The organism is Streptomyces sp. NPDC048349 (genome assembly GCF_040651925.1).
Classification (GTDB): domain Bacteria; phylum Actinomycetota; class Actinomycetes; order Streptomycetales; family Streptomycetaceae; genus Streptomyces.
In genome coordinates this window covers 1-26,024 of record NZ_JBEZLA010000054.1, presented here as the reverse complement: position 1 = coordinate 26,024, position 26,024 = coordinate 1, and the positions used below count along the sequence as shown (strand labels likewise).

The window sequence follows — 26,024 nt, the reverse complement described above, 5'->3', positions numbered from 1 at the left end:
CGCTTCACCCGCCGAGACGTCAGAAGATCCGACTTCGGGATGACCCGAATCCTCCCGAGGTCCCCCCCTTCGGTCCGCTGCCGGAGGGCATTCACTGACGGCGGGTGTCAGTGGACGGGGCCTACCCTCCGGCCATGGACACCGGGAATGCGAACCCCAGGAACAGCAGGAACACCAGGAACGCCACGCCCGCCACGCACGCCATGAGCACCGTCGGCGTGGTCGACGCGATCGTCGAACTGCGGCAGTACGCCCTGCGCCCCGGCGCCCGGGACGCACTGGTCGAACTCTTCGAGCGGGAGTTCGTCACCGGGCAGGAGACGGCGGGCATCACGGTCGGCGGCCGGTTCCGGGACCTGGACGATCCGGACCGCTTCGTCTGGCTGCGCAGCTTCCCCGACATGGCGGCGCGCGAGCGGGCGCTCCACGCCTTCTACGACGGCCCCGTCTGGCAGGCCCACCGGGAGGCGGCCAACGCGACCATGCTGGACTCGGACGACGTACTGCTGCTGCGCGGACCGGGCTTCGCCGCCCCGGACGCCGGGGGGCCGGTCGTCGCGACCGTCTGCCACCCCCTGGACGCGGAGGCCTTCGCCCGCCACTTCGAGCGGCGGCTGCGACCGGCTCTCACCGCCGCGGGTTGCGCCCCGCGGGCCGTGCACCGCACCGAGCACGCGCAGAACACCTTCCCGGCGCTGCCGGTCAGGACGGGCGAGGAGGTGCTGGTGTGGTTCACGGCCGGGGAGGCGGGGCCGCTGCCGGACCTGTCGGCCCATCTGCGCGCAGCTCCCCAGCGGCTCCGGCTCGAGCCCGTACGGCGGGCTCGGGGCCGCGGGGAGCGGGTCGTCGCCCCCGGCGTCAGGCCTGGCCCGGCTGCCGATGCGGCCCGGGATGCGTAGCGGCCTGCCCGGTCTGCTCGCCCTGCGCCGCGGCGGCGTGGCGCTTGAGGGCGGCGTCGCGGCCGCGGACGTACCAGATGCCGATCAGGCCGAGGAACCCGCCGGCCGCGCAGGTCCAGACCCACCACAGCAGGTCGCGGTCGGAGAACCAGCCGTAGAAGGGGAGCTGGACGACGAAGAGGGCGAACCAGAGGATCGTGCCGCCGGTGATGGTGGCGACGACCGGACCCTCAAGGGGCTCGGGCGCCTCGTGCTTCGGAGTCCATTTCGCCATGCGGTCAGTCTAGGCCGCCGATTCCGGGGTCTACGCGCGGAGATGGACGCTCCTTCGTTCATGTGTTCATACTGAAACGATGTGGGCGTGGCCCATTTTTTTCGTATGAACCACCCAATGAGGACCGTATGAGCACCCCTGCCCCGGCCCCCGCCCCCACGGCCACCGCCCCGGAACCCGGCCCTCGGGAGACCTCGGCCCTCGACCGCCACTTCCGGATCTCCGAGCGCGGCTCGACCCTCGCCCGCGAGGTCCGCGGCGGCTTCGCGACCTTCTTCGCGATGGCCTACATCATCGTGCTGAACCCGATCATCCTGGGCAGCGCGAAGGACATGTACGGGCACCAGCTCGACGGCGGCCAGCTGGTCACCGCCACCGTGCTGACGGCCGCGTTCTCCACGCTCCTCATGGGCGTCATCGGCAACGTCCCGATCGCGCTGGCCGCCGGCCTCGGCGTCAACACGGTCGTCGCCCTCCAGCTCGCCCCGCGCATGAGCTGGGCCGACGCCATGGGCATGGTGGTCCTGGCCGGGTTCGTGGTGATGCTGCTGGTCGCGACCGGCCTGCGCGAGCGCGTCATGAACGCCGTCCCGGTGGGGCTGCGCAAGGGCATCGCCATCGGCATCGGCCTGTTCATCATGCTGATCGGCCTGGTCGACTCGGGCTTCGTCACCCGCATCCCCGACGCCGCGCACACCACCGTCCCGCTCCAGCTCGGCGCGGGCGGCCACCTGCACGGCTGGCCCGTGCTGGTCTTCGTCGTCGGCGTGCTGCTCACGCTCGCCCTGCTGATCCGCAAGACGCCGGGCGCGATCCTGATCTCCATCGTGGTCATGACCGTCGTCGCGGTGGCCGTCCAGCTCGTGGCCGGTCTGCCGGGCGAGGCCTGGGGCCTGACCGTCCCGGCGTGGCCGGGCAACCCGGTGGCCGCCCCCGACTTCGGGCTCGTCGGCCAGGTCAGCCTCTTCGGCGGCTTCGAGAAGGTCGGGCTGCTGACCGGCGTCCTGTTCGTCTTCACCGTGCTGCTGTCCTGCTTCTTCGACGCCATGGGCACGATCCTGGGCGTCGGCGACGAGGCGAAGCTGATCGACAAGGACGGCAACTTCCCCGGCATCAACCGGGTCCTGCTGATCGACGGTCTGGCGGTCGCCTCGGGCGGCGCGACCTCCTCCTCGGCCACCACCTGCTTCGTGGAGTCCACGGCCGGGGTCGGCGAGGGCGCCCGCACCGGGCTGGCGAACGTCGTGACCGGCGGCCTCTTCACCGTGGCGCTGTTCCTCACCCCGCTCGCCACCATGGTCCCGTCCCAGGCGGCCACCCCGGCCCTCGTGGCGGTCGGCTTCCTGATCCTGGCGGGCTCGGTCAAGGACATCGACTGGAGCGACTTCACCATCGCCGTCCCGGCCTTCCTGGCCATGGTGATGATGCCGTTCACGTACTCGATCACCAACGGCATCGGCATCGGCTTCGTGAGCTTCTGCGCGCTGCGCGCCGCGACCGGCCGGGGCCGCGAGGTCCCCGTGGCCATGTACGTCGTGTCGGCGGTGTTCGTCTTCTACTACGCGATGCCGGCCCTCGGCCTCACGTAAGCCCGTAGAACTTCTCCGTCTCGTCGACGGCCGCTTTGAAGCGCTCGTCGAAGTCATCGCGAATGAGCGTCCGGACCACATAGTCCTGGACGCTCATTCCGCGTTTGGCGGCATGAATCCGGAGCCTGTCGAGGAGCTCCCCGTCTATGCGCATGCTGAGCACATGTGTCCCCATGCCGAAAGAGTCGGGGCACAGGCCGGGGACGCGTGTCACTTTCCGCCGCCGGCTCACCCTTACGAGTGACGGCCGGTTATGGTGTTCCTTAGCCAGAGTAATGAGTTACTCTAAATACATGCGTGACCTTACCCATGGCGACGATGCTGCCGCCGTGAACGACCTCCGCTCCGCCGTCATGCGGCTGGGCCGGCGCCTGAAGCACCAGCGCGTCGACGAATCGCTGAGCCCGACCGAGATGTCGGTCCTCGGCACCCTCGCCCGCTGCGGCCAGGCCACACCTGGTGAGCTGGCCCGGCGGGAACACGTCCAGCCGCCGTCGATGACGCGCATCGTCGCGTTGCTGGAGGCCAAAGGACTGGTCACGCTGGAACCGCACCCCGATGACCGCCGCCAGAAGGTGGTCCGCCAGACGGAGGAGGCCGAAGCGATGCTCGAAGAGAGCCGCCGCAAGCGCAACGCCTTCCTGGCCGGGCTCGCGGAGGAGCTGACCGAGGACGAATGGGCCAAGCTGCGCGAGGCCGCACCCGTCCTGGAGAAGCTCGCGCACCTATAGGAACGACGCCAGGAGGCGAACGCTTTTGAGTACGGGAAACGGAGCAGACTCCGCACCCGGCCACATATCCACCCCCGACACCACCCCCGCGGGCAAGAACCCGGGGCCACCTCCCGGCAAGAACCGGGGGATGTTCAGCTCGCTGAAGATCCGGAACTACCGGCTCTTCGCCACCGGCCAGGTCGTCTCGAACACCGGCACCTGGATGCAGCGCATCGCCCAGGACTGGCTGGTCCTGTCCCTGACCGGGTCGGCATCCGCCGTCGGCATCACCATCGCCCTTCAGTTCGTGCCGATGCTGATGTTCGGACTCTACGGAGGCGTACTCGCCGACCGGCTGCCCAAGCGGCCGCTGCTGCTCGCCACCCAGAGCGCGATGGGCCTGACCGGCGTCGCCCTGGCCGTGCTCACCCTGGCGGGACACGTCCAGGTCTGGCACGTCTACCTCGCCGCCTTCCTGCTCGGCCTGGTCACCGTCCTCGACAACCCGGCCCGGCAGACCTTCGTCCCCGAGATGGTCGGCAAGGACCAGCTCGCCAACGCCGTCAGTCTGAATTCGGCCAACTTCCAGTCCGCGCGGCTGGTCGGCCCGGCGATCGCCGGTGTGCTGATCACCGCGTTCGGCTCCGGCTGGGCCTTCCTGCTGAACGGACTGTCCTTCGCCGCGCCCATCGCCGGCCTGCTGATGATGCGCCCGCACGAACTGCACCCGGTCGAGCCCCGGCCGCGCGCCAAGGGGCAGCTGCGCGAGGGCCTGCGGTACGTCGCGGGCCGGCCGCAGCTGATCTGGCCGATCGTCCTCGTCGGCTTCATCGGCACCTTCGGGTTCAACTTCCCGATCTGGCTGTCGGCGTACGTGAGCGACGTGTTCCACGGCGACGCGGGCACCTACGGGCTGTTCAACACCCTGATCGCGGCCGGCTCCCTCACGGGCGCCCTGCTCGCCGCCCGGCGCGGGCACTCCCGCCTGCGGCTGCTGGTGGCGGCGGCCGTGCTGTTCTCGGGTCTGCTGGTCGTGACCGCCTTCGCGCCCGGCTTCTGGCTGTTCGCCGCGCTGCTCATGCCGATCGGCGTCTTCGGCCTGACGGTCAACGTCACCGCCAACTCCAGCGTGCAGATGGCGACCGACCCCGCGATGCGGGGACGGGTCATGGCCCTGTTCATGATGGTCTTCACCGGCGGCACGCCGCTGGGGGCGCCGCTGCTGGGCTGGATCACGGACACCTACGGGGCGCGGATCGGCATGGCCGCGGGCGGCGTGGTCTCGCTGCTCGCCTCCGTCGCGATCGCGGTGGTCCTGGCCCGTGTCGGGAACCTGCGGCTGCGGGTGGACCGCCATGGCGTGGCGTTCGTCCCGGCGGTGCGCGAGCGCGAGCTGGTGGCGGCGGCCTGACGCCGACGGCGCCGGCTCGTGCCTGATGCCGCCGGCTCGGGCCTGATGCCGCCGGCGCGACTCGACCCCCCGGCGTTCGAGGCGCCGAGGTCCGGGGGCGGCCCCCGCGGCGGTGCCGCTTCCGGAACCGAGACGGCCTAGGCTCGGCGGCATGAGACTGTTCGCAGCCGTGCTGCCGCCCCGGGCGGCCCTGGACGAGCTGGCCGCGGCCGTACGGCCGTTGCGCGACGACCGGTTGACCTGGACCGGCGAGCCGGGCTGGCACTTCACGCTCGCCTTCATGGGCGAGGTGCGGGACGAGCTGCTCCCGGACCTCCACGCCCGCCTCGCCCGCGCCGCGGCCCGCACCGCACCCTTCGCGCTGCGCCTGCACGGCGTCGGCCACTTCGGCGACCGCGCGCTGTGGATCGGCGCCGCCGGTGACCTCGACGCGGTGCGCCTGCTCGCGGAGCGGGCCGACGCCGCCGCCCGGCGGGCCGGGGTGCCCATGGAGCAGCACCGCCGGTACTCCGCGCACCTCACCCTGGGCCGGGCCCGCGAAGGCGTCCGCCTACGGCCGTACCTCGACGCCCTCGCGGACTTCGAGGGCTCCCCCTGGCAGGTCGGCACCCTGAGCCTCGTGTGCAGCAACCTGCCCGTCAGCGGGATCCCCGGCGAGCGGCCCCGCTACGAGACCGTCGGGGCCTGGCCCCTGGAGGGCTAGGCCCGTCGGCCCGGGCCGCCCGTGCGGGGTCCGCGTACGAGCGGGGGCGGCGGCCGCGTTACGCTCGACGGGTGGATCCCAAGACCAGAAACCGTGTCATGGCCGGTGTGCTCGTGCTGATGTTCGTCGTCGTCGCCGTCGCGGCCGCCGTGGGGCAGTAGGCGCACTCTTGCCTCGAGTGGACTCGAAGCAGTTGGCTTGGGGCCCATGAAGTACACGCAGCTCGGACGCACCGGACTCAAGGTCAGCCGACTCGTCCTCGGCACGATGAACTTCGGTCCGCAGACAGACGAACCCACCAGTCACCGCATCCTGGACGGCGCCCTCGCCGCAGGCCTGAACTTCGTCGACACCGCCAACGTCTACGGGTGGGGTGAGAACAAGGGCCGTACGGAGGAGATCCTCGGCACCTGGTTCACCCAGGGCGGCGGCCGCCGGGACAAGACCGTCCTCGCGACCAAGGTCTACGGGAACATGGGCGGTGACGGCGCCCCGTGGCCCAACCACGACCGCCTCTCCGCGCTGAACATCCGGCGGGCCGTCGAGGCGAGCCTGAAGCGGCTCCAGACCGATTACATCGACCTGTACCAGTTCCACCACGTCGACCGCCGGACCCCCTTCGAGGAGATCTGGCAGGCCGTCGACGTGCTGATCCAGCAGGGCAAGATCCTTTACGCGGGCTCGTCGAACTTCCCCGGCTACAAGATCGCCCAGGCGAACGAGACGGCCGCCCGCCGCGGCACGGTCGGGCTGGTCAGCGAGCAGTGCCTCTACAACCTCGCCGAGCGCCGCGCCGAGATGGAGGTCGTCCCGGCCGCCCAGGAGTACGGGCTCGGCGTCATCCCGTGGTCCCCGCTGCACGGCGGGCTGCTGGGCGGGGTCATCAAGAAGGAGGTCGAGGGCGGGCGACGCGCCTCCGGCCGGTCGGCGGACGCGCTGGCCAACACCGCGGTACGGGCCCAGGTGCAGGCGTACGAGGACCTCCTCGACAAGCACGGCCTGGAGCCCGGCGAGACGGCGCTGGCCTGGCTGCTGACCCGGCCCGGCGTCACCGGCCCGATCGTCGGCCCGCGCACGGCCGACCAGCTGGACAGCGCCCTGCGGGCGCTGGAGCTGGAGCTGGGCGAGGAGGTGCTGGCCGCCCTCGACGAGATCTTCCCGGGACCCGGCCCCTCCCCGGAGGCCTTCGCCTGGTAGCCGCGCTACGCGGGCCGGTAGGGGCCGCCGATGCCCCAGGCCTGGTGGAGGACGGCCGCGAACTCGCCCGCCAGGCGGTGTTCGCCCGAGGCATTGGGGTGGGTCCCGTCGTAGGTGTCGCGGTGGATGTCGTACGCGTCCGGGCGGGCGCCCAGCAGGATCGGTGAGGCGGCGGTGGTCAGATCGGCCACCGCCTTCGCCAGGAGCTCGTTGAAACGGGCCACCTCGGCGGCGAAGGGGGCGTCCTCCTCGGCGCGGATGTTGGGTATCACCGGCAGGAGCACCATCCGGATGCCGGGGCGGGCCTCCCGGGCTGCCGCGACGAAACGGCGCATGTTGGCGGCAGTGTCGTCGGCGCGGGTGTAGAAGCCGAGGTCGATCAGGCCGAGGGAGACCAGCAGGACGTCGGCGCGGCCGGCGCGGGCCGCGGGGCCGATCAGGGGGGCCATGTGCTGCCAGCCCTCGCCCCAGCCGGCCAGGTGGCGGCGGGCGTCCGCCGGGAAGGCCGGGTCGGCGTAGGCCTGGCTGGTGGGCGCGCCGGAGGCGGTGTCGTACAGCTCGCTGCGCGGGCCGACGATCTCGTACGGCCCGCCGGGGGCGGAGCCCAGGTGCTGCCACATCCGGTAGCGCCAGGTGTAGTCGCCGGCGCGTCCGATGGTCATGGAGTCGCCGACGAACATGAAACGCATCCGGTCATCATCGCGGATCACCCGACCGGAACCCCTGTGATGCCGGACACGCCGTAGGGGCTGGCAGGCTGGGCTCATGCGCCTGCTGCCGGTCACGTCCGCCTCCGCCGCCCTGGTCCTCGCCCTGCTGCCCTCGTCGTCGGCCGCCTCGGCCGTCGCCGAGGCGCCCGAGGCGTCCTCGTTCACCATCACCGACCCGCGGATCAGGGAATCGAGCGGCCTTGCGGCCAGCCGGATCCATCCGGGCGTGTACTGGACGCACAACGACAGCGATGACGGCCCGTACGTCTACGCGGTGGACTCGGCGACGGGCACGACGGTGGCGCGGGTGACGCTGACGGGCATCGGGCGGCCGCGGGACGTGGAGGCGATCTCCCTGGGGCCGGACGGGCAGCTGTACGTCGGCGACATCGGGGACAACAGGGACGGCACCTGGGACCACGTGTGGATCTACCGGTTCCCGGAGCCGAAGCAGCTGGGCGATGTCACGGTCAAGGCCGCGCAGTTCACGGTGCGGTACGCGGACGGGCCGCGGAACGCCGAGGCCCTGATGGTGCATCCGGTGACGGGGCGGGTCTACATCGCGAGCAAGAACGAGACCAAGGGCGGGCTCTACGAGGGCCCGGAGAAGCTGTCGGCGGGCGGGGCGAACGTGTTCAAGCGGGTCGCCGACGTGCCGTGGGTGACGGACGGGGCGTTCTCCCCCGACGGGAGCCGGCTGACCCTGCGGGGGTACTTCTCGGCCCGTACCTACCCGTGGAAGGACGGGCGGCCGGAGGGCGGGGGCGATCGGGTGGACGCACCGTGGCAGGGGCAGGCGGAATCGGTGACGTACGCGGCGGACGGCTCGGCGCTGCTGTTCGGGGCGGAGGGCGAGGGCAGCCGCGTCGTCGCGGTGCCGCTGGCCGGGGCGTCCGCGGCCCCGTCGGCGGCTCCGAAGCCGGGCTCTCCGCCGGACGCGTCCTCCTCGCCGGAGTCGCCGGGCGGCTTCGGCAAGGGCGCGCTGGTCCTGGCGGGAGCCCTGGCCCTGCTCTTCGCCGCGAAGCGGCTCTTCCGCCGCGCCGGCCCGAAGTAGCCGCCGCCACCGCCGCGGGCTCCGCTCTGCGGACTTCCTCGCGTGCGCAGACCACCCGACCGGGCGTCCGCTGCCGGGGCCCCGCCCCGGACCGGGCGTCCGCTGCCGGGGCTGCGCCCCGGAACCCCTACGGCGCTCCGCGCCCGCGCCTCAAACGCCGGCGGGGCTGGAGGGTGCCGATGCCGTCCGTCTTCCAGGACGGCTCGAGTGCCCGCAGGGTGGGCTACGAGTGGCCGAGGTCGGCGGCCGGGAGGTCGGGGGTCGTCGGGACCGAGCCGGTGTCGGCGGACGGGCGGAGCGAGAACTCGTCCGAGGCCATCGAGTCGAGCACCGGCGGAGCCGGCCGCAGCGGCGCCGGCATGACCGCCGCCTCCGAGTGCCCACCGCACCCGTACGAGAGCGAGACCAGCCGCCCGTCGGCCGGGCTGAACTCGTTCGCGCAGACCCCGAAGGCCTGCCCGAGCGAGCCGCCGATCGCGACCAGGAAGCCGCAGGAGACGCAAGACGCCGGCGCGGCCTGCGCCATCGGGGTCTTCGCGCCGAAGGACTCGTCCCAGCGGTCGGCCGCACTGTGCAGCCCGTAGCGCGACAGGACCCGGGCCCGGCGCATGCCGAGCTCCTCGGCGACCGAGGTGATCGAGCCGCGGACCGGGACCACCGTGCGGTCGGTGACGTCCGCGTCCTCCGCCTCGACCAGTTCGGCCATCTCCGTGGAGACCACCGAGTTCGGCGGCGGGGTGTCCTCGCCCGACCAGCCCGGCTCCAGCCGCAGGTCCTCGGCGTCGGTGGGCAGCAGGTCGCCGGGGCCCATGTCGCCGGGCCGCAGCCGCTCGCTCCACGGCACCCACTCGGGGGCCAGCAGCGCATCGTCGCCGGGGAGCAGCACCGTTTCGTCGAGCGTGACGTTCTTGGCGCGGGACGCCCGGGTCACGGTGACGGCCCAGCGCCAGCCGCGGTAGCCCGGCTCCTTGGCCTCGAAGAAGTGCGTGACGACCCGGTCACCCTCCGCGACGGCGGAGACGTGCTCGCCCACCACGCCGGGGTAGGCGGCCTCCTCGGCCGCCGCGCGGGCGAGGTCTACCGCCTCGACGCACAGGCGGTCAGGGGTACGCGGGGTACGGCTTCGCGTCGTCGCAGCACTCACTGGTCTCGTTCTCTCCTACGCCGTCTCACGAGTGCGCCGTCCGTACTGTCGTCCACAACGACCCGTCGGTCCTGTCCGTACGTGGCGCGGGCGGAGCGGACCAGAGGGCCGCGTCGACGTCCGCACCCGATCGGACTCCGGGCGCACCTTTATGCGATCCATTCTGCGGGATCGCGAAGAGGCGCGCGGCCAAGAGCAACCGCCGGTGGCGCGCTACGCACGCTACCTCCTCCGAAGCCCCGGGCCCACATGCAAGGTCCGATTCGCGGAGAAGGCTGCGCGCCCCGAGGCGCCCGCGACGCGCCGGGAGGGGTCCGGGAGGGACCTGTGGGGCACTATGGCCAGGTGGCACCCGTACGGTCGTCCGGCGACGGCTCGGGACCGGCCAGGCGGGCCGGCCGGGCCCTGGGGCGTGCCCTGCACCTGCCCATCACGGGCACGGCACGCGGCATCCGGCGCGCCACGCACGCGCACGGGGCCGGCGAATCGGGCCTCGGCAAACTGATCGAGCTGCACGCCATCAACGGCGCCGGCGACATGATGATCACCGTCGCGCTGGCCTCGACGGTGTTCTTCTCGGTGCCCACGGACGAGGCCCGCGGCCGGGTGGCCCTGTACCTGGCGATCACGATGGCCCCCTTCACCCTGCTGGCTCCGGTGATCGGGCCGCTGCTGGACCGTCTGCCGCACGGGCGGCGGGCCTCGATGGCGGCGGCGATGCTGACCCGGGCGCTGCTGGCGCTGACGATGTCGGGTGCGGTGGCCACGGGGGGTCTGGAGCTGTATCCGGCGGCGCTGGGGGTGCTGGTCTCCTCGAAGGCGTACGGAGTCGTGCGCAGCGCCGTGGTGCCGCGGCTGCTGCCGCCCAGGTTCTCGCTCGTCAAGGCGAACTCCCGGGTCACGCTGGCCGGGCTGCTGGCCACGGGCGTGGCGGCGCCGGTGGGTGCCGGGCTGCACCAGCTCGGCCCGCAGTGGCCGCTGTACGGGGCCTGTGCGATCTTCGTCTGGGGTGCCTTCGCGGCGTTCACGCTGCCGCACAAGGTGGACGAGGCCAAGGGCGAGCGGCGGGCCCGGCTGTCCACGCACGAGGCGCGCTCGCGGCGGCCGGGGCTGCGGACGGTCAGCCGGTCGGTCCTGTGCGGGCTGCTGGCGAACGCGTCGATGCGCGGCCTGTCCGGGTTCCTGATCTTCTTCCTGGCGTTCCTGCTGCGCGACCATCCCCTGGCGGGGCAGAGCGCGGCGGTGTCGCTGGGCATCGTGGGCGTCTCGGCGGGCGTGGGCAACGCGTGCGGCACGGCGGTCGGTGCGTGGCTGCGGGCGAGGGCGCCGGAGGCGATCATCGCCTCCGTCCTCGGCCTCACCCTGGGGGTGGCGGTGCTGGCGGCGGCCTTCTTCAGCGGGGTGTTCATGGCGGTGCTGGGCGCGACGGCGGGGTTCTGCCAGGCGCTGGCGAAGCTGTCGCTGGACGCGATGATCCAGCGGGACGTCCCCGAGTCGGTCCGCACGTCCGCGTTCGCCCGTTCGGAGACGCTGCTCCAGATGGCGTGGGTGCTGGGCGGGGCGATCGGCATCGCCCTGCCGCTGAACGGGGTCCTGGGCATGTCCGTGGCCGCGGGCGTGGTGGCCCTCGGCACGTTCATGGCCGTACGCGGCGTCGTCGGTGCCCCCCGCCACCACCCGGGCTCCCCCCGCCCCCGAGTCGCATAGCGCCCCCTCCCGGCGGCACCAGCCACCATCAGCCCCGCCGGCGCCGGAGCCGCCGGCGCCCGGGCAGCGGCGGCGCACGCCACACCGCAGGCCAGGGGACCCCGTGCAGCGGCGCAGCCCAGCGGCCCGATAGCCTTCGGCTCATGACCGCACCGCTTTTCTCGGGTAGGGCCCGCCGCAGCGTCGCGGCCCTCGGAGCCGTGTCCGCCGGCCTCCTCCTCCTCTCCGCCTGCGACAAGCCGACAGCGCTGGCGACCGTGACGGTCGGCACCTCGTCGGTGTCCGCCGAAGCCGCCTGCCACGACGGCACCGAGCCGCTGTCCATGGACAAGGTCCAGGACTGCCTCACCAACCTGAAGGACGCCAAGACCGTCGAGTACGCCCGGGGCGACACGCTGCGTCTGGGCGTCGAGCCGGAGGTCGTCGAGGACGGCAAGAAGTGGCAGGCGGTCCTGGACGGACAGCCCATCACCGAGCCCTCCTCCAACACCTACCGCAGCTTCCCGGGCGCCGACGTCTTCGCGACCGGCGGCCAGGGCGAGGCCCCGGCCTCGAAGAAGCTCGCCTTCGTCCAGGTCGCCGAGGACGGCAAGCCGCTCTCCGTCTGGACCTTCAACCTCAAGCTCAAGTAACCGGGCGACACGGTGCGCGCGCTCGTCGTGACCGCGGTGGCGGCGGAGGCAGACTCCGTCGTGACCGGGCTGACCCCTCATCCGGACGCCCCCGGCCCTGAGCCGCGCACCCTGCCCGGCGGGTACCTCATCACCCGCCGGGACCTCCCGGGCGTCGCCTTCGACGTGCTCGTCGGGGGCGTCGGCCCGGCGGCGGCCGCCGCCGGCACCGCCACCGCCCTGGCCCTGGGTCCGTACGCGCTCGTGGTCTCGGCCGGCGTCGGCGGGGGTTTCCAGCCCGCCGCCGCGCCCGGCTCCCTCGTCGTCGCGGACGCGATCGTCGCCGCCGACCTGGGTGCCGAAACCCCCGACGGCTTCGTGGACGTGCGGGCGCTCGGTTTCGGGCACAGCGTGCACCTCCCGCCCGCCGAGCTCGCCGCCCGGGCCGCCGAGGCCACCGGGGCGCTGCTCGCGCCCGTACTGACCGTCTCCACCGTCACCGGTACCGCCGCCCGGGCCGCCGAGCTCGCCGCCCGGCACCCGATGGCCGGGGCCGAGGCCATGGAGGGCTTCGGGGTGGCGGAGGCGGCCGCCGCGCACGGGCTGCCCGTACTGGAGATCCGCGCCGTGTCCAACGCCGTGGGCCCGCGTGACCGCGCCGCCTGGCGGATCGGGGACGCGCTCGCCGCGCTCGCCGACGGCTTCCGCGCACTGGGGCCCGTACTCGCGAACTGGGGAGAACGCCATGAGCACCGGTGAACCGCTGAAGATCGCCTACTCGCCCTGCCCGAACGACACGTTCGTCTTCGACGCCTGGGCCCACGGCCGCGTCCCCGGCGCGCCCGCCCTCGACGTCACCTTCGCGGACATCGACCTCACCAACGGCATGGCCGAGCGCGGCGAACTGGACGTGCTGAAGGTGTCGTACGCCGTACTGCCCTGGGTGCTCGAGGAGTACGCGCTGCTGCCCTGCGGCGGCGCCCTGGGCCGCGGCTGCGGCCCGCTCGTCCTGACCCGGGAGGCGGGGGTCGACCTGGCCGGCAAGACGGTCGCCGTGCCGAGCGAACGCTCCACCGCCTACCTGCTGTTCCGGCTGTGGGCGGCGGACGTGCTCCCCGCCGGGGTCGGCAAGGTGGTCGTGCTCCCCTTCAACGAGATCATGCCCGCGGTGCGCGACGGCCGGGTGGACGCCGGACTGGTCATCCACGAGGCCCGGTTCACCTATCAGGACTACGGGCTGCACTGCCTGGCCGACATGGGCGAGCACTGGGAGTCCACGACCGGCCTGCCGATCCCGCTCGGCGCGATCATCGCCCGGCGTTCGCTGGGCGCCGCGACCCTGGGGGCCCTGGCCGAATCGGCCCGTACGTCGGTCCGCATGGCGTGGGACGACCCGGAGGCCTCCCGCCCGTACGTGCGGGCCCACGCGCAGGAGCTGGACCCGGCCGTCGCCGACCAGCACATCGGGCTCTACGTCAACGAGTTCACCGCCGACCTCGGCGAGGACGGCTACGCGGCCGTGCGCGGGCTGCTGACCCGGGCGGCGGCGGAGGGGCTGGTACCGGCCATCGCGCCGGGCGCGCTGGACTTCCCGTAACGATCGGACGACGAAGGCCGAACGCCGAACGCCGGTGCCCCGCTCCTCTCCCGAGGGGCGGGGCACCGTCGTGTGCGGCCGGGCTCAGACGTCGAGCTGGTCCGCCACCGCGCGCAGCAGGCCGGCGATCTTCGTGCCGTGCACCTTGTCGGGGTAGCGGCCCCGCTCGAGCATCGGCGTGATGTTCTCCAGCAGGGTCGTGAGGTCCTGCACGATCGAGGCGAGCTCGTCGGGCTTGCGGCGCTGCGCCGCCGCGACGGACGGCGCCGGGTCCAGGACCGTCACCGAAAGCGCCTGGTCACCGCGCTGACCGGCGACGACACCGAACTCGACGCGCTGGCCGGGCTTGAGGGAGTCGACCCCGGCAGGGAGCACCGACGAGTGGACGAAGACGTCGCCGCCGTCGTCGCGGGAGAGAAAGCCGAAGCCCTTCTCGCTGTTGAACCACTTGACCTTGCCGGTAGGCACGTCCGTCCTCTGTCCTTGTGCTCGTCGGGGTCCGAAGTGCCGTGGAACGGCTCCGGATAACAGTGCAGCGGGTCAACTGTGACCCGCCACCTCAAGGCTAATGGTCGAGGGCCCGGTGACAAGACGTTCCCCGGTCCTTCGCCGTCGGCCACTCAGGCCAGGGAACTACCCTGGTCGGGTGACTGTTACTCCTCCTGACGACGAAGCGCGGCCCGGCGACACCCTGGTGAAGGCCGGCGGCATCGTCTTCATCGTCGGCGCCGCGGCCACCCTCGCGACCATGGCTCCGCTGTTCCTGGACGTCGACCCGTTCCCCTCGTACGCGTGGGCCGTGTGCATGCTCATGGGCGTCGGCTTCGCGATCTCCGCGGCGGGCGTGCTCCGCTCGGCCGCCGCGCAACGCCGCGCGGCCCGGGCCTCGCAGGCGTAGCCGCAGCCGCAGCCGCAGCCGCCGGCGCCTCGGCAGCGGCAGTACGGGAGCCTAGGCGGGCTGGACGGGCTGCACGGGCTGGATCCGCTGGGCCTGCTGGGCCTGCTGGGCCTGCTGGGCCTGCTGGGTCTGCTGGGTCGCGACGTACTCCGTGAGCCACTGGGGCAGCGCCGTGAGGTCGGCGAGCACCACGTCGGCGCCCGCGGCGCGCAGTTCCGGCTCCGGGCAGGGCCCGGTCGGCACCACCACGGACAGTGCGCCGGCCTTGCGGGCGCCGCGCACGTCGCCCACGTGGTCGCCGACGTAGACCTGCGCCCCGTGCTCGCGCAGCGCCCCGGCCTTGGCCTCGGCCCACAGCCAGCCGATGACGGCGTCCGGCTCGATGCCCAGGTGCTGCAGGTGCAGGCGGGCGTTGGGCTCGTGCTTGGCGGTGACGACGATCGCACGGCCGCCGATCGCCTGGACGGCCTCGATCGCCTCGCGGGCGCCCGGCATCGCCGGCGTCGGCTCGATCGCGTATGTGGGATAGATCTCCCGGTAGCGGTCCGCCATGGCCGGGATCTCGGCCGCCGGGAACCAGTGCGCCAGCTCCTCCTCGAGCGGCGGCCCCAGCCGCGTGACCGCCGCGTCCGCATCGATGAACGTGCCCGTCTCCGCGGAGAGTGCCTGGTAGGCGGCCTTGATGCCGGGGCGCGAGTCGATGAGGGTCATGTCGAGGTCGAAGCCGACGGTGAGGTTCATACCCGCCATTGTGCCGAGGCGGACCGACGCCCGGGGGGACAGCGGGGGGACAGCGGGCGGGGCCCTTCGAAACTCGTGCTCAACCCTTTGCGCGCGGCAGCGCTCAGGACAGGGGTGAGAGACACGATGTGAAGGGGAGGGCGGATGCCACCAGGCACCGAACACGACTCCGGGCTGGACTTCGAGACCTTTGCCCGGGCCGGTCAGGGCAAGCTGTACCGGACGGCTTACCTGCTGTGCGGGAACGCCGACGGCGCACGCGATCTGACGCAGACGACGCTCGCGAAGCTGTTCCAGCACTGGCGGAAGGTATCCGCGGCCGACAGTCCCGACGCCTACGCCAGGACCGTGCTGACCCGCACCTTCCTCGCCGAGCGGCGCCGGCGGCTGCGTGACCTCCTGGCCCACGCGCACGCCGCCCCGCCGGCCCTGCCCGAGCACGCCGACCTGCGCGTCACCCTGCTCGCCGCCCTGGCCGCGCTGCCGCCGCGGGCCCGCGCCATGGTCGTCCTGCGGTACTGGGAGGACCTGAGCGTCGGCACGGTCGCCGAACTGCTGCGCTGCAGCGAGGGAACGGTCAAGAGCCAGTGCTCGCGCGCCCTGGCGAAGCTGCGCGCGCAGCTCGGCGAGGCCCACCTCTACGCCACCGAGAACTGAGGAGACGTCATGGGTACCAACGAAGACCTCCACGAACTCCCCGACGACAGGGCCGCCCTGCTGCTCCGCGACGCGATGGACCGGACGACCGCGGACCTGCCCCCGCTGCCGGACCTGGTGGGCCCGGCCCGCGCCCAGGGGCGTCGCCGCAAGGCGCGCGTGCGGGTGGCGGTCGGCGGCGGGGCGCTGGTCGTGGCCGCGCTCGCCCTGGCGGGAGTCGTGGCCCTCCCGGCCGGGGGCGGCGGGCCGCGGACGGGCGGGGTGACCGGCGTGGCCGCGCCGCCGTCGAGCACCGCGCCGCCGCCGCCGGTCCACCTGGAACCGAGCCCCGGCCAGTCGTCGATGGCCGACCTCCCGGCTGCCGAGCGGACCCGGCAGGAGGACTTCCAGAACCGGGCCGTCGGCGTGCTCCAGGGGCTGCTTCCGCCGTCGGTCGGCACGGTGCGGCGGACCGACCTGTCGGTGCGGCTCTACCAGGGCGCGAAGGACGACAAGGCGTTCGTCATCATCTTCTCCGTCCGGCCGGCGGGGCCGGCGGACACCGGGAGCCCCTGCCACGAGGCGAGGGGCGAGGTCTGCAAGAAGGCCACCCTGCCCGGCGGCATCGAGGCCACGGCGACGACCGCGCCGGTCAACGACGGCAACGTCACCGAGACCCGGCTCTCCTTCCGCTACGGCAAGAGCAAGGTCTCCCTGGTGGTCAGCCCCCACGACGCGTCGACCACCTCGGCCCCGGTCACCAACGACCAACTCCTGGACCTCGCCGGGTCCCCCGCCTTCCTCGACCTGATCAAGTCCGCCGACGCCGACCCGGTGGAAGAACAACAACGGGCCCACCCGGCCGGCTGACACCGCCAACCCCGGCCCCACCGGCCCCCTCCCCGCCTGCGCTCCCCTCCCCACCGGCACCCCGAGCCCCGCCGGCGTTTGAGGCGCGGGGGCCCGGGGGCAGCGCCCCCGCAACGGCGCCGCGCCCCGGCCCCCGACAGCGCCCCGGCTACCGCCGGCGCGCCCGCCAGACCAGGTACCCGACGGAGGCAACGGCAGCCACCCGCAGCAACCACGGCCACATCCCGTGCAGGGCCCCGCTCAGCTGGTCCTCCGGCAGGGCCTCCCCCCAGCGGCCGTTCATCCGGCCCCACAACCACACCACGGCCCCCGCGGCCACCACCCCCGGCGGCCCGAACACGGCCCACTTGCGCTCGGCCGGTCCCAGCACCCGCGAGGCGTACGGCAGCAGCCAGCCCACGACGAGCAGCAGCCAGTACCCGGTGACCACACCGGCGAGCAGGACGGCCGCGGCCAGCAGCAGGAAGGCGTTCGGGCGGGGCCGGGGGGCAGCCGCGGCCTCCGCCCCTGCGGCGGGGGCCGCCTGCGCCGCCGCCTCCTTCTTCGCCCGCCGCCGCTCGCGCAGGAACCGTACGAGACCCCGTACGCCCGGCTCCGCCGCACCGGCCCCGGCCCCTGCCTTGCCCTTCTCCCCGGCCTCGGCGTCACCCCCAGCCTGCGCCTGCGCCCCCGGCTCCGGATCGGCCTCGAACTCCGGGAACTCGATGCCGCCCGCGAACCCGTCGACCTGCGGCCCCGCCCCGTACGCTCCCGGCCCGACCCGCCACCAGTCGGGCTCCGACCCGCCCGAGGGGCCGAGCTCGTCGAGCCCGGCCAGGTGCGGCGGCACGTTCCGCGGCTCCGCCGACGGCGGCGACGGCGACGGCTTCGGCAGCTTCGGCCCGCGCGGCCCGCGCTGTGTGGGCACGGCCGGGGCGGGGTGCACCGGCGCGGACCGCGTACCGGCGGCGGAGCCGTGGTCGGCCAGGACCTCCTCCGGCGAGCCGAGCCGCTCCAGGATGCCGCGCACGGCGGCCGGGGTGTCCGGCTCGTACCGGGCGCGCCGACGGTCGATCTCGTCCCGCAGCCCCGCCACCAGCCGCATCCGCTCGCCGGAGGACAGCTGCCGCTGCTGCGCCAAGTCCCCGACGCGGCTCAGATATTCGTAGACCAATTGGTCGCTTTCGATCCCCACGCCCGGCTCCTCCCTTACAGCCTGTCCCGAAGGTAGCGCGTGCGCCCGTGGAGCGGCCGCGGGCTCAGCGGATACCGTTGGCCGGATGGGGACCGGCCGACTGACCGGCCGACGCGACCAGGAGGCGACGACCGTGCCCGAGGCAAGCACCGCAGGGGGTTCCGCGGGAGGCGTCCCGCGCTCCCTCGCCGAGGCGCTGCGCGCCCGCGGCGACGACGCGCTCGCCGCCCTGCTGCACGCCCGCCCGGACCTGCTCAGCCCGGTGCCCGGGGACGTGACCCAGCTGGCCACCCGCGCCGGGACCCGCGCCTCGGTGGTGCGGGCGCTGGAGCGGCTGGACCGGTTCGCGCTGCAGACCGCCGAGGCCCTGGCGGTGGCCCCCGACCCGTGTCCCTACCCGGTGCTGGAGTCGCTGCTGACCGGCCAGGAGGGCACCACCGGCCACGACAACGGGGCCCGCGCCGCGCTCCCCCGGGCGCTGACCACCCTGCGCGACCAGGCCCTGGTGTGGGGGGACGACGAGCGGCTGCGCCTGGTGCGCACCGCCCGCGAGCTGCTCGCGCCGTCCGCCCAGCGGCCCTCGCCGACGGGTCTCGGCCCGACCGTCGCCGAGGCCACCTCCGGGATGTCGCCGACCCGGATCCAGGAGATCGTGGCGGCCCTCGGACTGCCCGCCACCCACGACCCCGTGTCCGCGGTCTCGGCGCTGACCGGGCTGTTCACCGACCCGCAGCGGATGTCGGCGCTGCTGGACGAGGCCCCCGCCGAGGCTCACCAGGTCCTCGGACGGCTCGTGTGGGGGCCTCCGTACGGGGAGGTGACCCCGAACCCGACCGCGCCGGTGCGCTGGCTGCGCGACCGCGGGCTGCTGCTGCCCGCCTCCGCGCGGACCGTGGTGCTGCCCCGCGAGGTGGCGCTCCACCTGCGCGGCGGCCTCGCGCACCGGGACACCGCGCCGGTGGCTCCGCCGGTGCCCGCGCACCGCGAGCACCGTCCACAGCTTGTGGACGCGAACGCGGCCGGGCAGGCGCTGGCCGCACTGTCCACCGTCGAGGAACTGGTGAAGTCCTGGGAGCACGCCGGTCCGCTGGTGCTGCGCGCCGGCGGGCTCGCCGTACGGGACCTGAAGCGGGCCGCGGCCACCTTGGACACCACCGAGGCGGCGGCGGCGTTCTGGATCGAACTCGCCTACGCGGCCGGGCTGCTGGCCAGCGACGGAGAGGCGGACGAACGCTACGCGCCCACCCCCGCCTTCGACGACTGGTGCGAGCTGCCGCCCGCCGAGCGGTGGTCGGCGCTCGCCGCGGCCTGGCTGCCGGCCACCCGGACCTCCGGCCTGGTCGGCGAGCAGGACGGCAAGGGCCGCACCCTGTCCGCGCTCGGCCCCGACCTCGACCGCTCCGCCGCGCCCGAGGTGCGCCGGCGCGTCCTGGAGCTCCTCGCCGCCCTGCCCGAAGGGGCCTCCCCCGCGCCCGAGGCCGTACTGGACCGGCTCGCCTGGGAGCGCCCCGTACGCGGTGCGAGCGACCTGCGCGCCCGCCTCGCGCACTGGACGCTGTCCGAGGCGGAGGTCCTGGGCGTCAGCGGCCGGGGCGCGCTCAGCACGTTCGGCCGCGCCCTGCTGGAGCACCGCGATCCGGCGCCGCTGCTGGCCCCGCTGCTGCCCGAGCCGGTGGACCACGTCCTGCTCCAGGCCGACTTGACGGCGGTGGCCCCCGGCCCGCTGCGCCGCCCGCTCGGCGACACGCTGGCGGTGCTCGCGGACGTGGAGTCCAAGGGCGGGGCGACGGTGTACCGGTTCACGCCCGGGTCGGTGCGCCGGGCCCTGGACGCCGGGCACGCCGCCGCCGACCTGCACGCCTTCCTCGAGGAACACAGCCGCACGCCCGTGCCGCAGCCGCTGGCCTACCTGATCGACGACGTCGCGCGGCGGCACGGGCACCTGCGGGTCGGCGCGGCGTCCTCCTACGTGCGCTGCGACGACGACGCGATGCTCGGCGAGATCCTGGCCGACAAGCGGTCGGCGGGGCTGGGCCTGCGCCGTCTCGCGCCGACGGTCCTGGCCGCGCAGGCCGAGCCCACCGCGCTGCTGGAGGGGTTGCGGGCGATGGGGTACGCGCCGGCCGCGGAGTCGCTGACCGGCGACGTGCTGGTGGCCCGGGCCGACGCCCACCGCACCCCGCCGCGCTCGGCGCCCGTACCGGTGCCGGACGGGCCGCCGGTGCCGGACGACACCCTGCTGGGGGCGGCGGTACGGGCGATCCGCGCGGGCGACCTGGCGGCGACGGCGGTGCGCAAGGAGCCGGCCGCCGCGGTGGGCGCGCCCGGCGAACTCCCGCGTACGAGCGCCGCGGAGACCCTGGCGACGGTGCAGGCGGCCGCGCTGACGGGGTCGGCGGTGTGGATCGGCTACGTGAACGCGGACGGCGCGGCGAGCCAGCGCGTCATCGCCCCGGTCCGGGTCGAGGGCGGCTTCGTCACCGGCTACGACCACACGGCGGACGAGGTGCGGACGTACGCGCTGCACCGGATCACGGGGGTCGCGGAGCTGGCGGAGGAGCACCTGTAGGGCGCCCGGCCGCACCCCTGCCCTGTGAGCCGCCTTGTGTACCGCGTGCCCCCACAGGGCCTTTCGTCCCACGAGGCCGGCGCCGGCGCGGGCCCGCGATACGGGCTACCCGGCCGCCCCCCAGCGCCAGGTGCCGCCCCGGAAGGAGAGGGTCGTGCCGCCGTCCCGCACGTGCAGGACGTCGCCCTTCTCGTCCCAGGCCATCCGCAGGAGCTCATCCTGGGAGTCTCCCCGGAGCACTCGCTTCCACAGCGGGTCGGCAGGGGCTCCGGGCGTGTCGAGGCCGAGGGAGAGCACCCCGTCCAACGACAGGACCATGGGTCCCAGCTGACGGTAGGGCGTCGTCTCGGATTCCGCGTACGCGCCGGAGAACGCCAGCTCGACCCGCAGGGTCCCGTCCGCGGGCAGCACCGACATCCGGTACCCCTCGGACTCGATGTCCATCTCCCCGATGCCCGGGATCTGCCAGCCGGTGATCTCCCGCCGGGGCGGATCGGGCTCGGCGCCCAGGACCGGTGTACAGCCATCCCACATGGCGCAACCTTTCGTGTCGGAACGAGTCGGGGGTGCGGGACGGGCCGCAGCCCGTCCCGCACCCCCGAGTGTCACATCAGCTCATCAGCCCATCGGCTCATCGGCCGGCGCGCCAGGCGCCCCAGATGTGCCGCAGGCCGGGCCGGTAGGCCCACTTGCCGTACCTCTTGCCGCCCCGGTAGTACTGCACGTGGGGGAAGCCCATGTGCTTGTTCCGGTAGCGGAGGCGGCGCCAGGCGGCGCCGAGGCCCTTGCCCTTGGGCCGGGCACCCCACTTGTTGTAGTGGGGCTTCTTGCCGCGGACGTCGACCCGGTAACCGCGCTTGGTCTGGATGCTGTTCTTGACCGAGCGCTTCGCCAGGAGCCGTGCGCCGCCCTTGATCGCCATGCTGCGCAGGAACCCGCCGCCGGACACCATCGACACCACGCCGGCGATGCGGCGCGTGTTCTTGCCCGGGCACCACTTGGAGCAGGCCCAGGCGGCGGCGCTGACCGCGAGCCAGGCCCACTTGCCGTCGAGGTCGGAGCAGTTGGTGGGCTGCCCGTAGCAGTAGTCGTAGGCGTTGGCATTGCCTCCGTACACCGGGTCGGCGGACAGGAAGCGGCCGGAAGTGGGGTTGTAGAGCCGGACGCCCATCAGGGTCAGGCCCGTCAGGGTCTCCGCAGAGCGCTGCTTGCCGCCCAGCCAGCCGTAGCGCGCCTCGGGCTGACCCGCCCGGGGCTTGCCGTACTCGTCCGACTCCAGGGCGACGGGCGCCACGGAGAGGTCCAGCGGCAGCTGCAGGGCCACGTCGCTGTGCAGGTTCGTGATCTGCAGGACGACGTCACCGGTCTTGCTGGTGGTCGCGCCCAGGTCGCCGGAGGCCGAGTCCACGTTGCGGGTCAGCGTCCCGGTGGCGGTGTCCTCGGTGATCCAGCGCGGGTTGTCGCCGTCGCCGTCGTAGTGGTTGACCTTGGAGGCCGTCTGGGTCCAGGTGGAGCCGCTGCCGGTCTCGGTCTTGAACGAGCGGAAGCGCAGGGCGGAGTCGAGCTGCCAGGTCTGGCGCTCGGAGCCCGACGTCTGCTGGTGGACCAGGTCGTTGGCGTAGTAGCCGATGGTGCCGTTGCCGGGCGCCGAGGTGGTCCGGCCGAAGGCGTCGTAGACGTAGCCGGAGTCGACCAGGCGGCTGGCGCTGTCGTACGTGTGGGTGGTGGTGGTGCCTCCGCTGACGGGGCATTCCGCACCCGGGGTGCCGGTCGCGGCGGTCAGCGACGTGCGGTTGGTCCGCGCGTCGAAGCCGTACGTACGGCGGGTGCAGATGGTGTCGGCGGTGTCCTCCACCGTCAGCAGGCGGCCGGTCTTGTCGTACTGGTACGACTGGCCGGACCAGCCGGTGTGGGTGGTGTTCTGCGAGTGGATCGACTGGGTGACGGTGTCCGAGTAGACCAGCGAGCCGTCGCTGTCGCGCGTGTACTTCCGCTCGACCGCCGCACCGGAGGTGTCCTCCCGCTGGGTCAGCGTGAAGCCGCCGGGCAGCTTCTCGGAGGTGACCGAGCCGTCGGCGTCGTAGGTGGCCTCGAAGGAACCGGCGACGGAGTCGGTGGTCTTCGTGGCCAGACCGCGCGGCTCGGCCGCGTGGTCGTAGGTGTACGTCACGGTCGACGGAGCGTTGTCCGTGACCTTGACCGGACGGTTGAGCAGGTCGTACTCGGTGGTCGTGACACCGCCGTCGGCATCGGTGTACGAGATCTGGCGGCCGAGCTTGTCGTACGCCTTCGTGATCGTGCCGCCCACCGTCGAGGTCGTCTTGACGACCTCACCGCTGGTCGGGCTGTACTCCGTCGTCGTCTCCGGGACGGCCTGGCCGAGACCACCGGTGATGGTGGACTTGGTCTGGCGGCCGGCGGCGTCGAAGGTCAGCGTGGTGGTGCGGGTGGTGGCCCCGGAGGTCTCGGTGACCTTGGCCTGGTGGCCCCACCAGTCGTACTCGGTGGTGCTGGTCGGCAGCTGCGCCGGGTTGGTGCCGCCGCCGGTGATCGCGCCCGCCGGGCCGGTGGTGCACACCGCGTCCGCCCACTCGGGGCGGCCCTGGCAGGCGCCGGTACCGGTCGCGGACCAGTACGTCGTCACCCGGGTGCCCGCGTCGGTTCCAGTGGAGCCGGGCGGGATCTCCTTGGTGACACGGCCCTGCGCGTCGTACTCGGTGGTGGTGGTCAGCGCCAGGCCGCCCGGGTCCTGGATGGACTTGACGGGCAGGCCCTTGGCCCAGTCGTACTGGGTCTCCGTGACCCGCGGCTCGCCGAGCACCGACGGGTGCTCGCGCACCTGGGCGCCGACGGTGGCCTTGGTGACCTGGTCCTTGACCTTGGCGGTGCCGTCGGTGGGACGTCCGGAGTCGTACTCGTTGACCGTCCAGGAGCGCGCGGTCACCGAGGTGCCCGCAGGCACCAGGACCGTCGTACCGGACTTGAGGTCGGCGGTCAGGTCGATCCGGCGCAGCGAGCCGAGCTCCTCCAGCTCCCGGACGCCCTGCTCGTCGTAGACGGAGCGGGTGGAGAGCAGCTCGGCCCGGTCGGCCGAGGACAGCTGGGCGATGCCCAGGTCCGCCTGGACGGCGCGGTCGTCTGCGGAGATGCCGAGCGCGACGGCGCGGTTGGCGGCCGACAGTTCGCGGACGGCGTTGCCGAACCGGTCGTGTTCGGCCGTGGTGATGTGACCGCCCGGGACGGCCGAGTTGACCTCGCGGCCGGACACGCCCATGTAGGTGAGGTTGGCGCGGCCGTACGAGCCGGAGGTCAGGGCGCTGCCGTCGTTGGACGAAGGCACCGAGTCGGCCGGGAAGACGGCGGTCGCGTCGGTCGGGGCGTCGGTCTGGCCCCAGGCCTTCACGTCGCCGGCGCCCATGGCGTACGGGGCGGTGGAGCCGGTCAGCGGCACGCCGTAGACGACGCTGGTGGTGGCGGTGCCGGACTCGACGTTCGCGCTGCCCTGCTGGAGGCCGGAGCGGGAGGCCTTGAGGAGCATGCCGGGACCGGCGGTGGCGGCGTTGCCCGCCTGGCCGTAGGTGAAGGTCCAGGGCAGCTCACCCGGCTCGGTCAGGCCGGTGACCCGGCCCGCCGTGTCGTAGGCGTACTCCGTCCTCAGCGCGGGGCTGACGAGCGGGTTCCAGGCCTGGCGCAGGCGTCCCGAGTCGTCGTACGCGTAGGTCTGCACGGTCTTGGCGGTCGCGGAGGCGGCACCGGGCTCGGTGGACCACAGCCGGACTTCCTTGACCTGGTTCAGGTAGTCGCCGAAGACGACGGTGGTGGCCGTGGTGGCCGTCGCGTAGACGAACTCGACGGCCCGGCAGCCCTTGGTGGCGGGAGTCGCCGTACAGGTGGCGGCCGTGACGCCGGAGGTGGGGGCGATGACGCGCTTGGGGCGGGACAGCGTCTTGCCGTCCACGGTCACGGCCTCGGACACCACGGTCGTGGAAGCCTGCGACAGTCCGTTCAGCAGGGTGCTGGACACCTGCCACGTCACGGCGGCCGGGTCGGCCTTGGTGAACGTGGTGACCGTGCCCTCGGTGTCGGACAGGGTGAAGGAGCCGGTGACACTGCCGGTGAGGGTCAGGTCCTCGGCGCCGGGCTCGGGGATCCAGCCGGTCTTCGCCGCGTTGGCGGTGAAGTGGATGCCGTCTCCCTCGGTGCCGACCACGTCGACGGCCGTGTCGGAGATCCTGCGGACGTGGCTGTACTCGGAGTCGGTGAGCTCGGACTCGGTACCCGCCACCCACTCCTTGCCGAAGATGGCGGCCTGGCCCTCCTGCTTGGCGCCCTGGTCGGGCGTGCGCGAGGAGGCGGTGCGCGTGACCGTCATGTCGAAGGCGGTCGCGTCGGTTTCGGACAGGCTGTAGTCGCCGGTCAGCAGGTTGACGGAGCCCGGGCCGACCTCGTCGGTGGCAGCGCCGGAGGCGTTGCGGTCGACGATGACGGTGAGCGGCTGGGTGGCGCCGGTGGCGAGGTTCGGGCCGGTGAAGTCGGCCTTGACCTGGACGGTGCCGTCGGGGTTGACGGTGTCGGTGGCGTTCCAGACCAGCGGGGCGTTCTTGCCCGCGGTCATCGGAACGGGCCACGCGGTCAGCGGGGTGCCGCCGGAGGTGACGTCACCGGCCGGGATGGTCACCCAGGCGTCCGCCTCGGAGCGCCGCCAGGAGAAGGAGACCTTGTCGAACTTGGTGCCGTCCGCGTCGGCGACCAGCGGCAGGCGGCGGGCGGTGCGCTCGCCGCTCGAGGGCTGGACGAAACCGCCCGGGCCGGCGTGGAAGGTGTACTCGATCGCCTCGGACTTGTTGTCCGCCTTGTCGACGGTACGGACCTGGAGCACGTGGGTGCCGTCCTTGGGCGGGGCGATGGAGATCGCCTTCGCGCCCGCGGCGCCACCGGTGGCCACCTTGGTCCACGTGGTGCCGTCCAGGGACCACTCGAGCCAGTTGTGGTCGGCGGCCGGCGGGGTCACGTTGAACACGCCCGCCTGCCCGGCGCCCTTGACCCAGGCGTTCGACGGGTAGTCCGTCGAGGTGATCCCGGTCGGGGCGGACGGGGCGGAGGTGTCGACCGTGAAGGTCTTCTCCGCGGACCAGCCGAGGTTGTAGTGGGTGCCGTCGTACGGGGAGGTACGGAAGCGGTAGGTCTTGCCGTTGGCCAGCACACCCGCCGGGACCGTCACCGCGGCCGGCTGGCCCGAGGGGACGAACGCCGACCGCAGGACGTCGCCGACCTGCGCGTTGGTGGCGTTGTCGAAGATCTGGAACGCGCCCTGGACCTTGTCGCCGTTCGCATCGATGAACGTGTCGCGCAGGGTCGGGGTGACCGTGTTGACGACGTACGCGCCGCCGTAGGAGAAGAAGGGGGCGCCCGCCTCCTGCTTCGTACCCGTGCGGGGGCGGTAGTTGTACGTCACCGTCAGCTTCGGCGGGTTCGAAGCGGCGTTGGCGGAGTTGACCCGCTTCCACTCCTTGACGTCCAGCTCGTC

Annotated in this window: 24 protein-coding genes; 15 read left to right on the top strand and 9 right to left on the bottom strand. The window is 73.4% G+C overall.

Features of this window, described 5'->3' with window-relative positions:
- Nucleotides 1-134: 134 nt before the first annotated feature.
- On the top strand, nucleotides 135-899 hold the full coding sequence (locus AB0D44_RS25975) for an NIPSNAP family protein (protein ID WP_362595198.1): 765 nt from the start codon (nucleotides 135-137) through the stop codon (nucleotides 897-899).
- Here the strand turns inward: AB0D44_RS25975 and AB0D44_RS25970 are convergent.
- Nucleotides 859-1,173 carry a DUF2530 domain-containing protein gene (locus AB0D44_RS25970; protein ID WP_362595196.1) on the bottom strand — a complete coding sequence of 105 codons (315 nt, stop codon included), beginning with the start codon at nucleotides 1,171-1,173 and terminating at the stop codon, nucleotides 859-861. The two genes, AB0D44_RS25975 and AB0D44_RS25970, sit on opposite strands and share 41 nt — an antisense overlap.
- Nucleotides 1,174-1,301: 128 nt before the next feature.
- On the opposite strand from AB0D44_RS25970, the gene AB0D44_RS25965 reads away from it, so the two are divergent.
- Nucleotides 1,302-2,762 carry an NCS2 family permease gene (locus tag AB0D44_RS25965; RefSeq protein ID WP_362595194.1) on the top strand — a complete coding sequence of 487 codons (1,461 nt, stop codon included), beginning with the start codon at nucleotides 1,302-1,304 and terminating at the stop codon, nucleotides 2,760-2,762.
- Here the strand turns inward: AB0D44_RS25965 and AB0D44_RS25960 are convergent.
- On the bottom strand, nucleotides 2,755-2,937 hold the full coding sequence (locus tag AB0D44_RS25960) for a hypothetical protein (protein ID WP_030010567.1): 183 nt from the start codon (nucleotides 2,935-2,937) through the stop codon (nucleotides 2,755-2,757). The two genes, AB0D44_RS25965 and AB0D44_RS25960, sit on opposite strands and share 8 nt — an antisense overlap.
- A gap of 118 nt (nucleotides 2,938-3,055) precedes the next feature.
- Between AB0D44_RS25960 and AB0D44_RS25955 the strand changes: the two genes are divergently transcribed.
- The 4 genes from AB0D44_RS25955 to AB0D44_RS25940 all read left to right on the top strand — a co-directional run bounded on the left by AB0D44_RS25955 (nucleotide 3,056) and on the right by AB0D44_RS25940 (nucleotide 6,786).
- Nucleotides 3,056-3,493 (top strand): MarR family transcriptional regulator, encoded by a 438-nt coding sequence (locus AB0D44_RS25955; protein WP_362595192.1) that lies wholly within the window; start codon nucleotides 3,056-3,058, stop codon nucleotides 3,491-3,493.
- A 25-nt stretch (nucleotides 3,494-3,518) separates the two neighbouring features.
- The gene (locus AB0D44_RS25950) at nucleotides 3,519-4,886 is read left to right on the top strand and encodes an MFS transporter (RefSeq protein ID WP_362595190.1); all 1,368 of its coding nucleotides are present in this window, start codon (nucleotides 3,519-3,521) and stop codon (nucleotides 4,884-4,886) included.
- A 151-nt stretch (nucleotides 4,887-5,037) separates the two neighbouring features.
- Nucleotides 5,038-5,589: an RNA 2',3'-cyclic phosphodiesterase gene (thpR, locus tag AB0D44_RS25945; RefSeq protein WP_362595188.1), complete on the top strand. Its 552-nt coding sequence runs from the start codon at nucleotides 5,038-5,040 to the stop codon at nucleotides 5,587-5,589.
- A gap of 207 nt (nucleotides 5,590-5,796) precedes the next feature.
- Nucleotides 5,797-6,786 carry an aldo/keto reductase gene (locus tag AB0D44_RS25940; protein WP_362595187.1) on the top strand — a complete coding sequence of 330 codons (990 nt, stop codon included), beginning with the start codon at nucleotides 5,797-5,799 and terminating at the stop codon, nucleotides 6,784-6,786.
- Between the two features lie 5 nt (nucleotides 6,787-6,791).
- Here AB0D44_RS25940 and AB0D44_RS25935 read toward each other — a convergent pair whose 3' ends face one another.
- Entirely contained in the window at nucleotides 6,792-7,475 is a 684-nt protein-coding gene (locus tag AB0D44_RS25935; protein ID WP_362595186.1) for a GDSL-type esterase/lipase family protein, read from the bottom strand.
- 76 nt (nucleotides 7,476-7,551) lie between these two features.
- On the opposite strand from AB0D44_RS25935, the gene AB0D44_RS25930 reads away from it, so the two are divergent.
- Nucleotides 7,552-8,550, top strand: a complete 999-nt coding sequence (locus tag AB0D44_RS25930; RefSeq protein WP_362595184.1) for a WD40 repeat domain-containing protein — start codon at nucleotides 7,552-7,554, stop codon at nucleotides 8,548-8,550.
- Between the two features lie 223 nt (nucleotides 8,551-8,773).
- Here AB0D44_RS25930 and AB0D44_RS25925 read toward each other — a convergent pair whose 3' ends face one another.
- Nucleotides 8,774-9,694 (bottom strand): DUF3027 domain-containing protein, encoded by a 921-nt coding sequence (locus tag AB0D44_RS25925; RefSeq protein WP_362595182.1) that lies wholly within the window; start codon nucleotides 9,692-9,694, stop codon nucleotides 8,774-8,776.
- Between the two features lie 345 nt (nucleotides 9,695-10,039).
- Between AB0D44_RS25925 and AB0D44_RS25920 the strand changes: the two genes are divergently transcribed.
- From AB0D44_RS25920 to AB0D44_RS25905, 4 genes are all read left to right on the top strand, one after another.
- On the top strand, nucleotides 10,040-11,401 hold the full coding sequence (locus tag AB0D44_RS25920) for an MFS transporter (protein ID WP_362595180.1): 1,362 nt from the start codon (nucleotides 10,040-10,042) through the stop codon (nucleotides 11,399-11,401).
- A 143-nt stretch (nucleotides 11,402-11,544) separates the two neighbouring features.
- Nucleotides 11,545-12,033, top strand: a complete 489-nt coding sequence (locus AB0D44_RS25915) for a DUF2771 domain-containing protein (RefSeq protein ID WP_362595178.1) — start codon at nucleotides 11,545-11,547, stop codon at nucleotides 12,031-12,033.
- A 12-nt stretch (nucleotides 12,034-12,045) separates the two neighbouring features.
- The gene (locus tag AB0D44_RS25910; RefSeq protein ID WP_362595176.1) at nucleotides 12,046-12,771 is read left to right on the top strand and encodes a futalosine hydrolase; all 726 of its coding nucleotides are present in this window, start codon (nucleotides 12,046-12,048) and stop codon (nucleotides 12,769-12,771) included.
- A complete protein-coding gene (locus AB0D44_RS25905) occupies nucleotides 12,758-13,609 on the top strand; it encodes a 1,4-dihydroxy-6-naphthoate synthase (RefSeq protein ID WP_362595174.1) in 852 nt (283 codons plus the stop codon). Before AB0D44_RS25910 ends, AB0D44_RS25905 begins: the two co-directional genes overlap by 14 nt.
- Nucleotides 13,610-13,693: 84 nt before the next feature.
- On the opposite strand, the gene AB0D44_RS25900 is transcribed toward AB0D44_RS25905, so the two are convergent.
- The gene (locus AB0D44_RS25900; RefSeq protein ID WP_322975534.1) at nucleotides 13,694-14,077 is read right to left on the bottom strand and encodes a cold-shock protein; all 384 of its coding nucleotides are present in this window, start codon (nucleotides 14,075-14,077) and stop codon (nucleotides 13,694-13,696) included.
- A gap of 178 nt (nucleotides 14,078-14,255) precedes the next feature.
- Between AB0D44_RS25900 and AB0D44_RS25895 the strand changes: the two genes are divergently transcribed.
- Complete coding sequence (locus tag AB0D44_RS25895) at nucleotides 14,256-14,507, top strand: hypothetical protein (protein WP_362595172.1); 252 nt, start codon at nucleotides 14,256-14,258, stop codon at nucleotides 14,505-14,507.
- A 51-nt stretch (nucleotides 14,508-14,558) separates the two neighbouring features.
- Here AB0D44_RS25895 and AB0D44_RS25890 read toward each other — a convergent pair whose 3' ends face one another.
- Nucleotides 14,559-15,248 (bottom strand): HAD family hydrolase, encoded by a 690-nt coding sequence (locus tag AB0D44_RS25890; RefSeq protein WP_362595170.1) that lies wholly within the window; start codon nucleotides 15,246-15,248, stop codon nucleotides 14,559-14,561.
- Between the two features lie 144 nt (nucleotides 15,249-15,392).
- Between AB0D44_RS25890 and AB0D44_RS25885 the strand changes: the two genes are divergently transcribed.
- Both AB0D44_RS25885 and AB0D44_RS25880 read left to right on the top strand, forming a co-directional pair.
- A complete protein-coding gene (locus tag AB0D44_RS25885; protein WP_362595168.1) occupies nucleotides 15,393-15,905 on the top strand; it encodes a SigE family RNA polymerase sigma factor in 513 nt (170 codons plus the stop codon).
- Nucleotides 15,906-15,914: 9 nt separating this feature from the next.
- A complete protein-coding gene (locus tag AB0D44_RS25880; RefSeq protein WP_362595166.1) occupies nucleotides 15,915-16,754 on the top strand; it encodes a hypothetical protein in 840 nt (279 codons plus the stop codon).
- 148 nt (nucleotides 16,755-16,902) lie between these two features.
- Here the strand turns inward: AB0D44_RS25880 and AB0D44_RS25875 are convergent, their stop codons facing one another.
- Entirely contained in the window at nucleotides 16,903-17,928 is a 1,026-nt protein-coding gene (locus AB0D44_RS25875) for a hypothetical protein (protein WP_362595164.1), read from the bottom strand.
- Nucleotides 17,929-18,013: 85 nt separating this feature from the next.
- Between AB0D44_RS25875 and AB0D44_RS25870 the strand changes: the two genes are divergently transcribed.
- Nucleotides 18,014-20,497 (top strand): helicase C-terminal domain-containing protein, encoded by a 2,484-nt coding sequence (locus AB0D44_RS25870; protein ID WP_362595162.1) that lies wholly within the window; start codon nucleotides 18,014-18,016, stop codon nucleotides 20,495-20,497.
- Nucleotides 20,498-20,602: 105 nt separating this feature from the next.
- Here the strand turns inward: AB0D44_RS25870 and AB0D44_RS25865 are convergent, their stop codons facing one another.
- Together AB0D44_RS25865 and AB0D44_RS25860 are read right to left on the bottom strand one after the other, a co-directional pair.
- Nucleotides 20,603-21,031 carry a hypothetical protein gene (locus tag AB0D44_RS25865; protein ID WP_362595160.1) on the bottom strand — a complete coding sequence of 143 codons (429 nt, stop codon included), beginning with the start codon at nucleotides 21,029-21,031 and terminating at the stop codon, nucleotides 20,603-20,605.
- A 97-nt stretch (nucleotides 21,032-21,128) separates the two neighbouring features.
- Nucleotides 21,129-26,024: RHS repeat-associated core domain-containing protein (locus AB0D44_RS25860; RefSeq protein ID WP_362595158.1), on the bottom strand; the 4,896-nt coding region annotated here is incomplete at its 5' end.

Bases quoted from the DNA above. Each gene is read 5' to 3' on its own strand.
- AB0D44_RS25975 (WP_362595198.1), top strand. From the start codon at position 135: ATGGACACCGGGAATGCGAACCCCAGGAACAGCAGGAACACCAGGAAC.
- AB0D44_RS25970 (WP_362595196.1), bottom strand. From the start codon at position 1,173: ATGGCGAAATGGACTCCGAAGCACGAGGCGCCCGAGCCCCTTGAGGGT.
- AB0D44_RS25965 (WP_362595194.1), top strand. From the start codon at position 1,302: ATGAGCACCCCTGCCCCGGCCCCCGCCCCCACGGCCACCGCCCCGGAA.
- AB0D44_RS25960 (WP_030010567.1), bottom strand. From the start codon at position 2,937: ATGGGGACACATGTGCTCAGCATGCGCATAGACGGGGAGCTCCTCGAC.
- AB0D44_RS25955 (WP_362595192.1), top strand. From the start codon at position 3,056: ATGCGTGACCTTACCCATGGCGACGATGCTGCCGCCGTGAACGACCTC.
- thpR (WP_362595188.1), top strand. From the start codon at position 5,038: ATGAGACTGTTCGCAGCCGTGCTGCCGCCCCGGGCGGCCCTGGACGAG.
- AB0D44_RS25940 (WP_362595187.1), top strand. From the start codon at position 5,797: ATGAAGTACACGCAGCTCGGACGCACCGGACTCAAGGTCAGCCGACTC.
- AB0D44_RS25935 (WP_362595186.1), bottom strand. From the start codon at position 7,475: ATGCGTTTCATGTTCGTCGGCGACTCCATGACCATCGGACGCGCCGGC.
- AB0D44_RS25930 (WP_362595184.1), top strand. From the start codon at position 7,552: ATGCGCCTGCTGCCGGTCACGTCCGCCTCCGCCGCCCTGGTCCTCGCC.
- AB0D44_RS25915 (WP_362595178.1), top strand. From the start codon at position 11,545: ATGACCGCACCGCTTTTCTCGGGTAGGGCCCGCCGCAGCGTCGCGGCC.
- AB0D44_RS25905 (WP_362595174.1), top strand. From the start codon at position 12,758: ATGAGCACCGGTGAACCGCTGAAGATCGCCTACTCGCCCTGCCCGAAC.
- AB0D44_RS25890 (WP_362595170.1), bottom strand. From the start codon at position 15,248: ATGAACCTCACCGTCGGCTTCGACCTCGACATGACCCTCATCGACTCG.
- AB0D44_RS25885 (WP_362595168.1), top strand. From the start codon at position 15,393: ATGCCACCAGGCACCGAACACGACTCCGGGCTGGACTTCGAGACCTTT.
- AB0D44_RS25880 (WP_362595166.1), top strand. From the start codon at position 15,915: ATGGGTACCAACGAAGACCTCCACGAACTCCCCGACGACAGGGCCGCC.
- AB0D44_RS25870 (WP_362595162.1), top strand. From the start codon at position 18,014: ATGGGGACCGGCCGACTGACCGGCCGACGCGACCAGGAGGCGACGACC.
- AB0D44_RS25865 (WP_362595160.1), bottom strand. From the start codon at position 21,031: ATGTGGGATGGCTGTACACCGGTCCTGGGCGCCGAGCCCGATCCGCCC.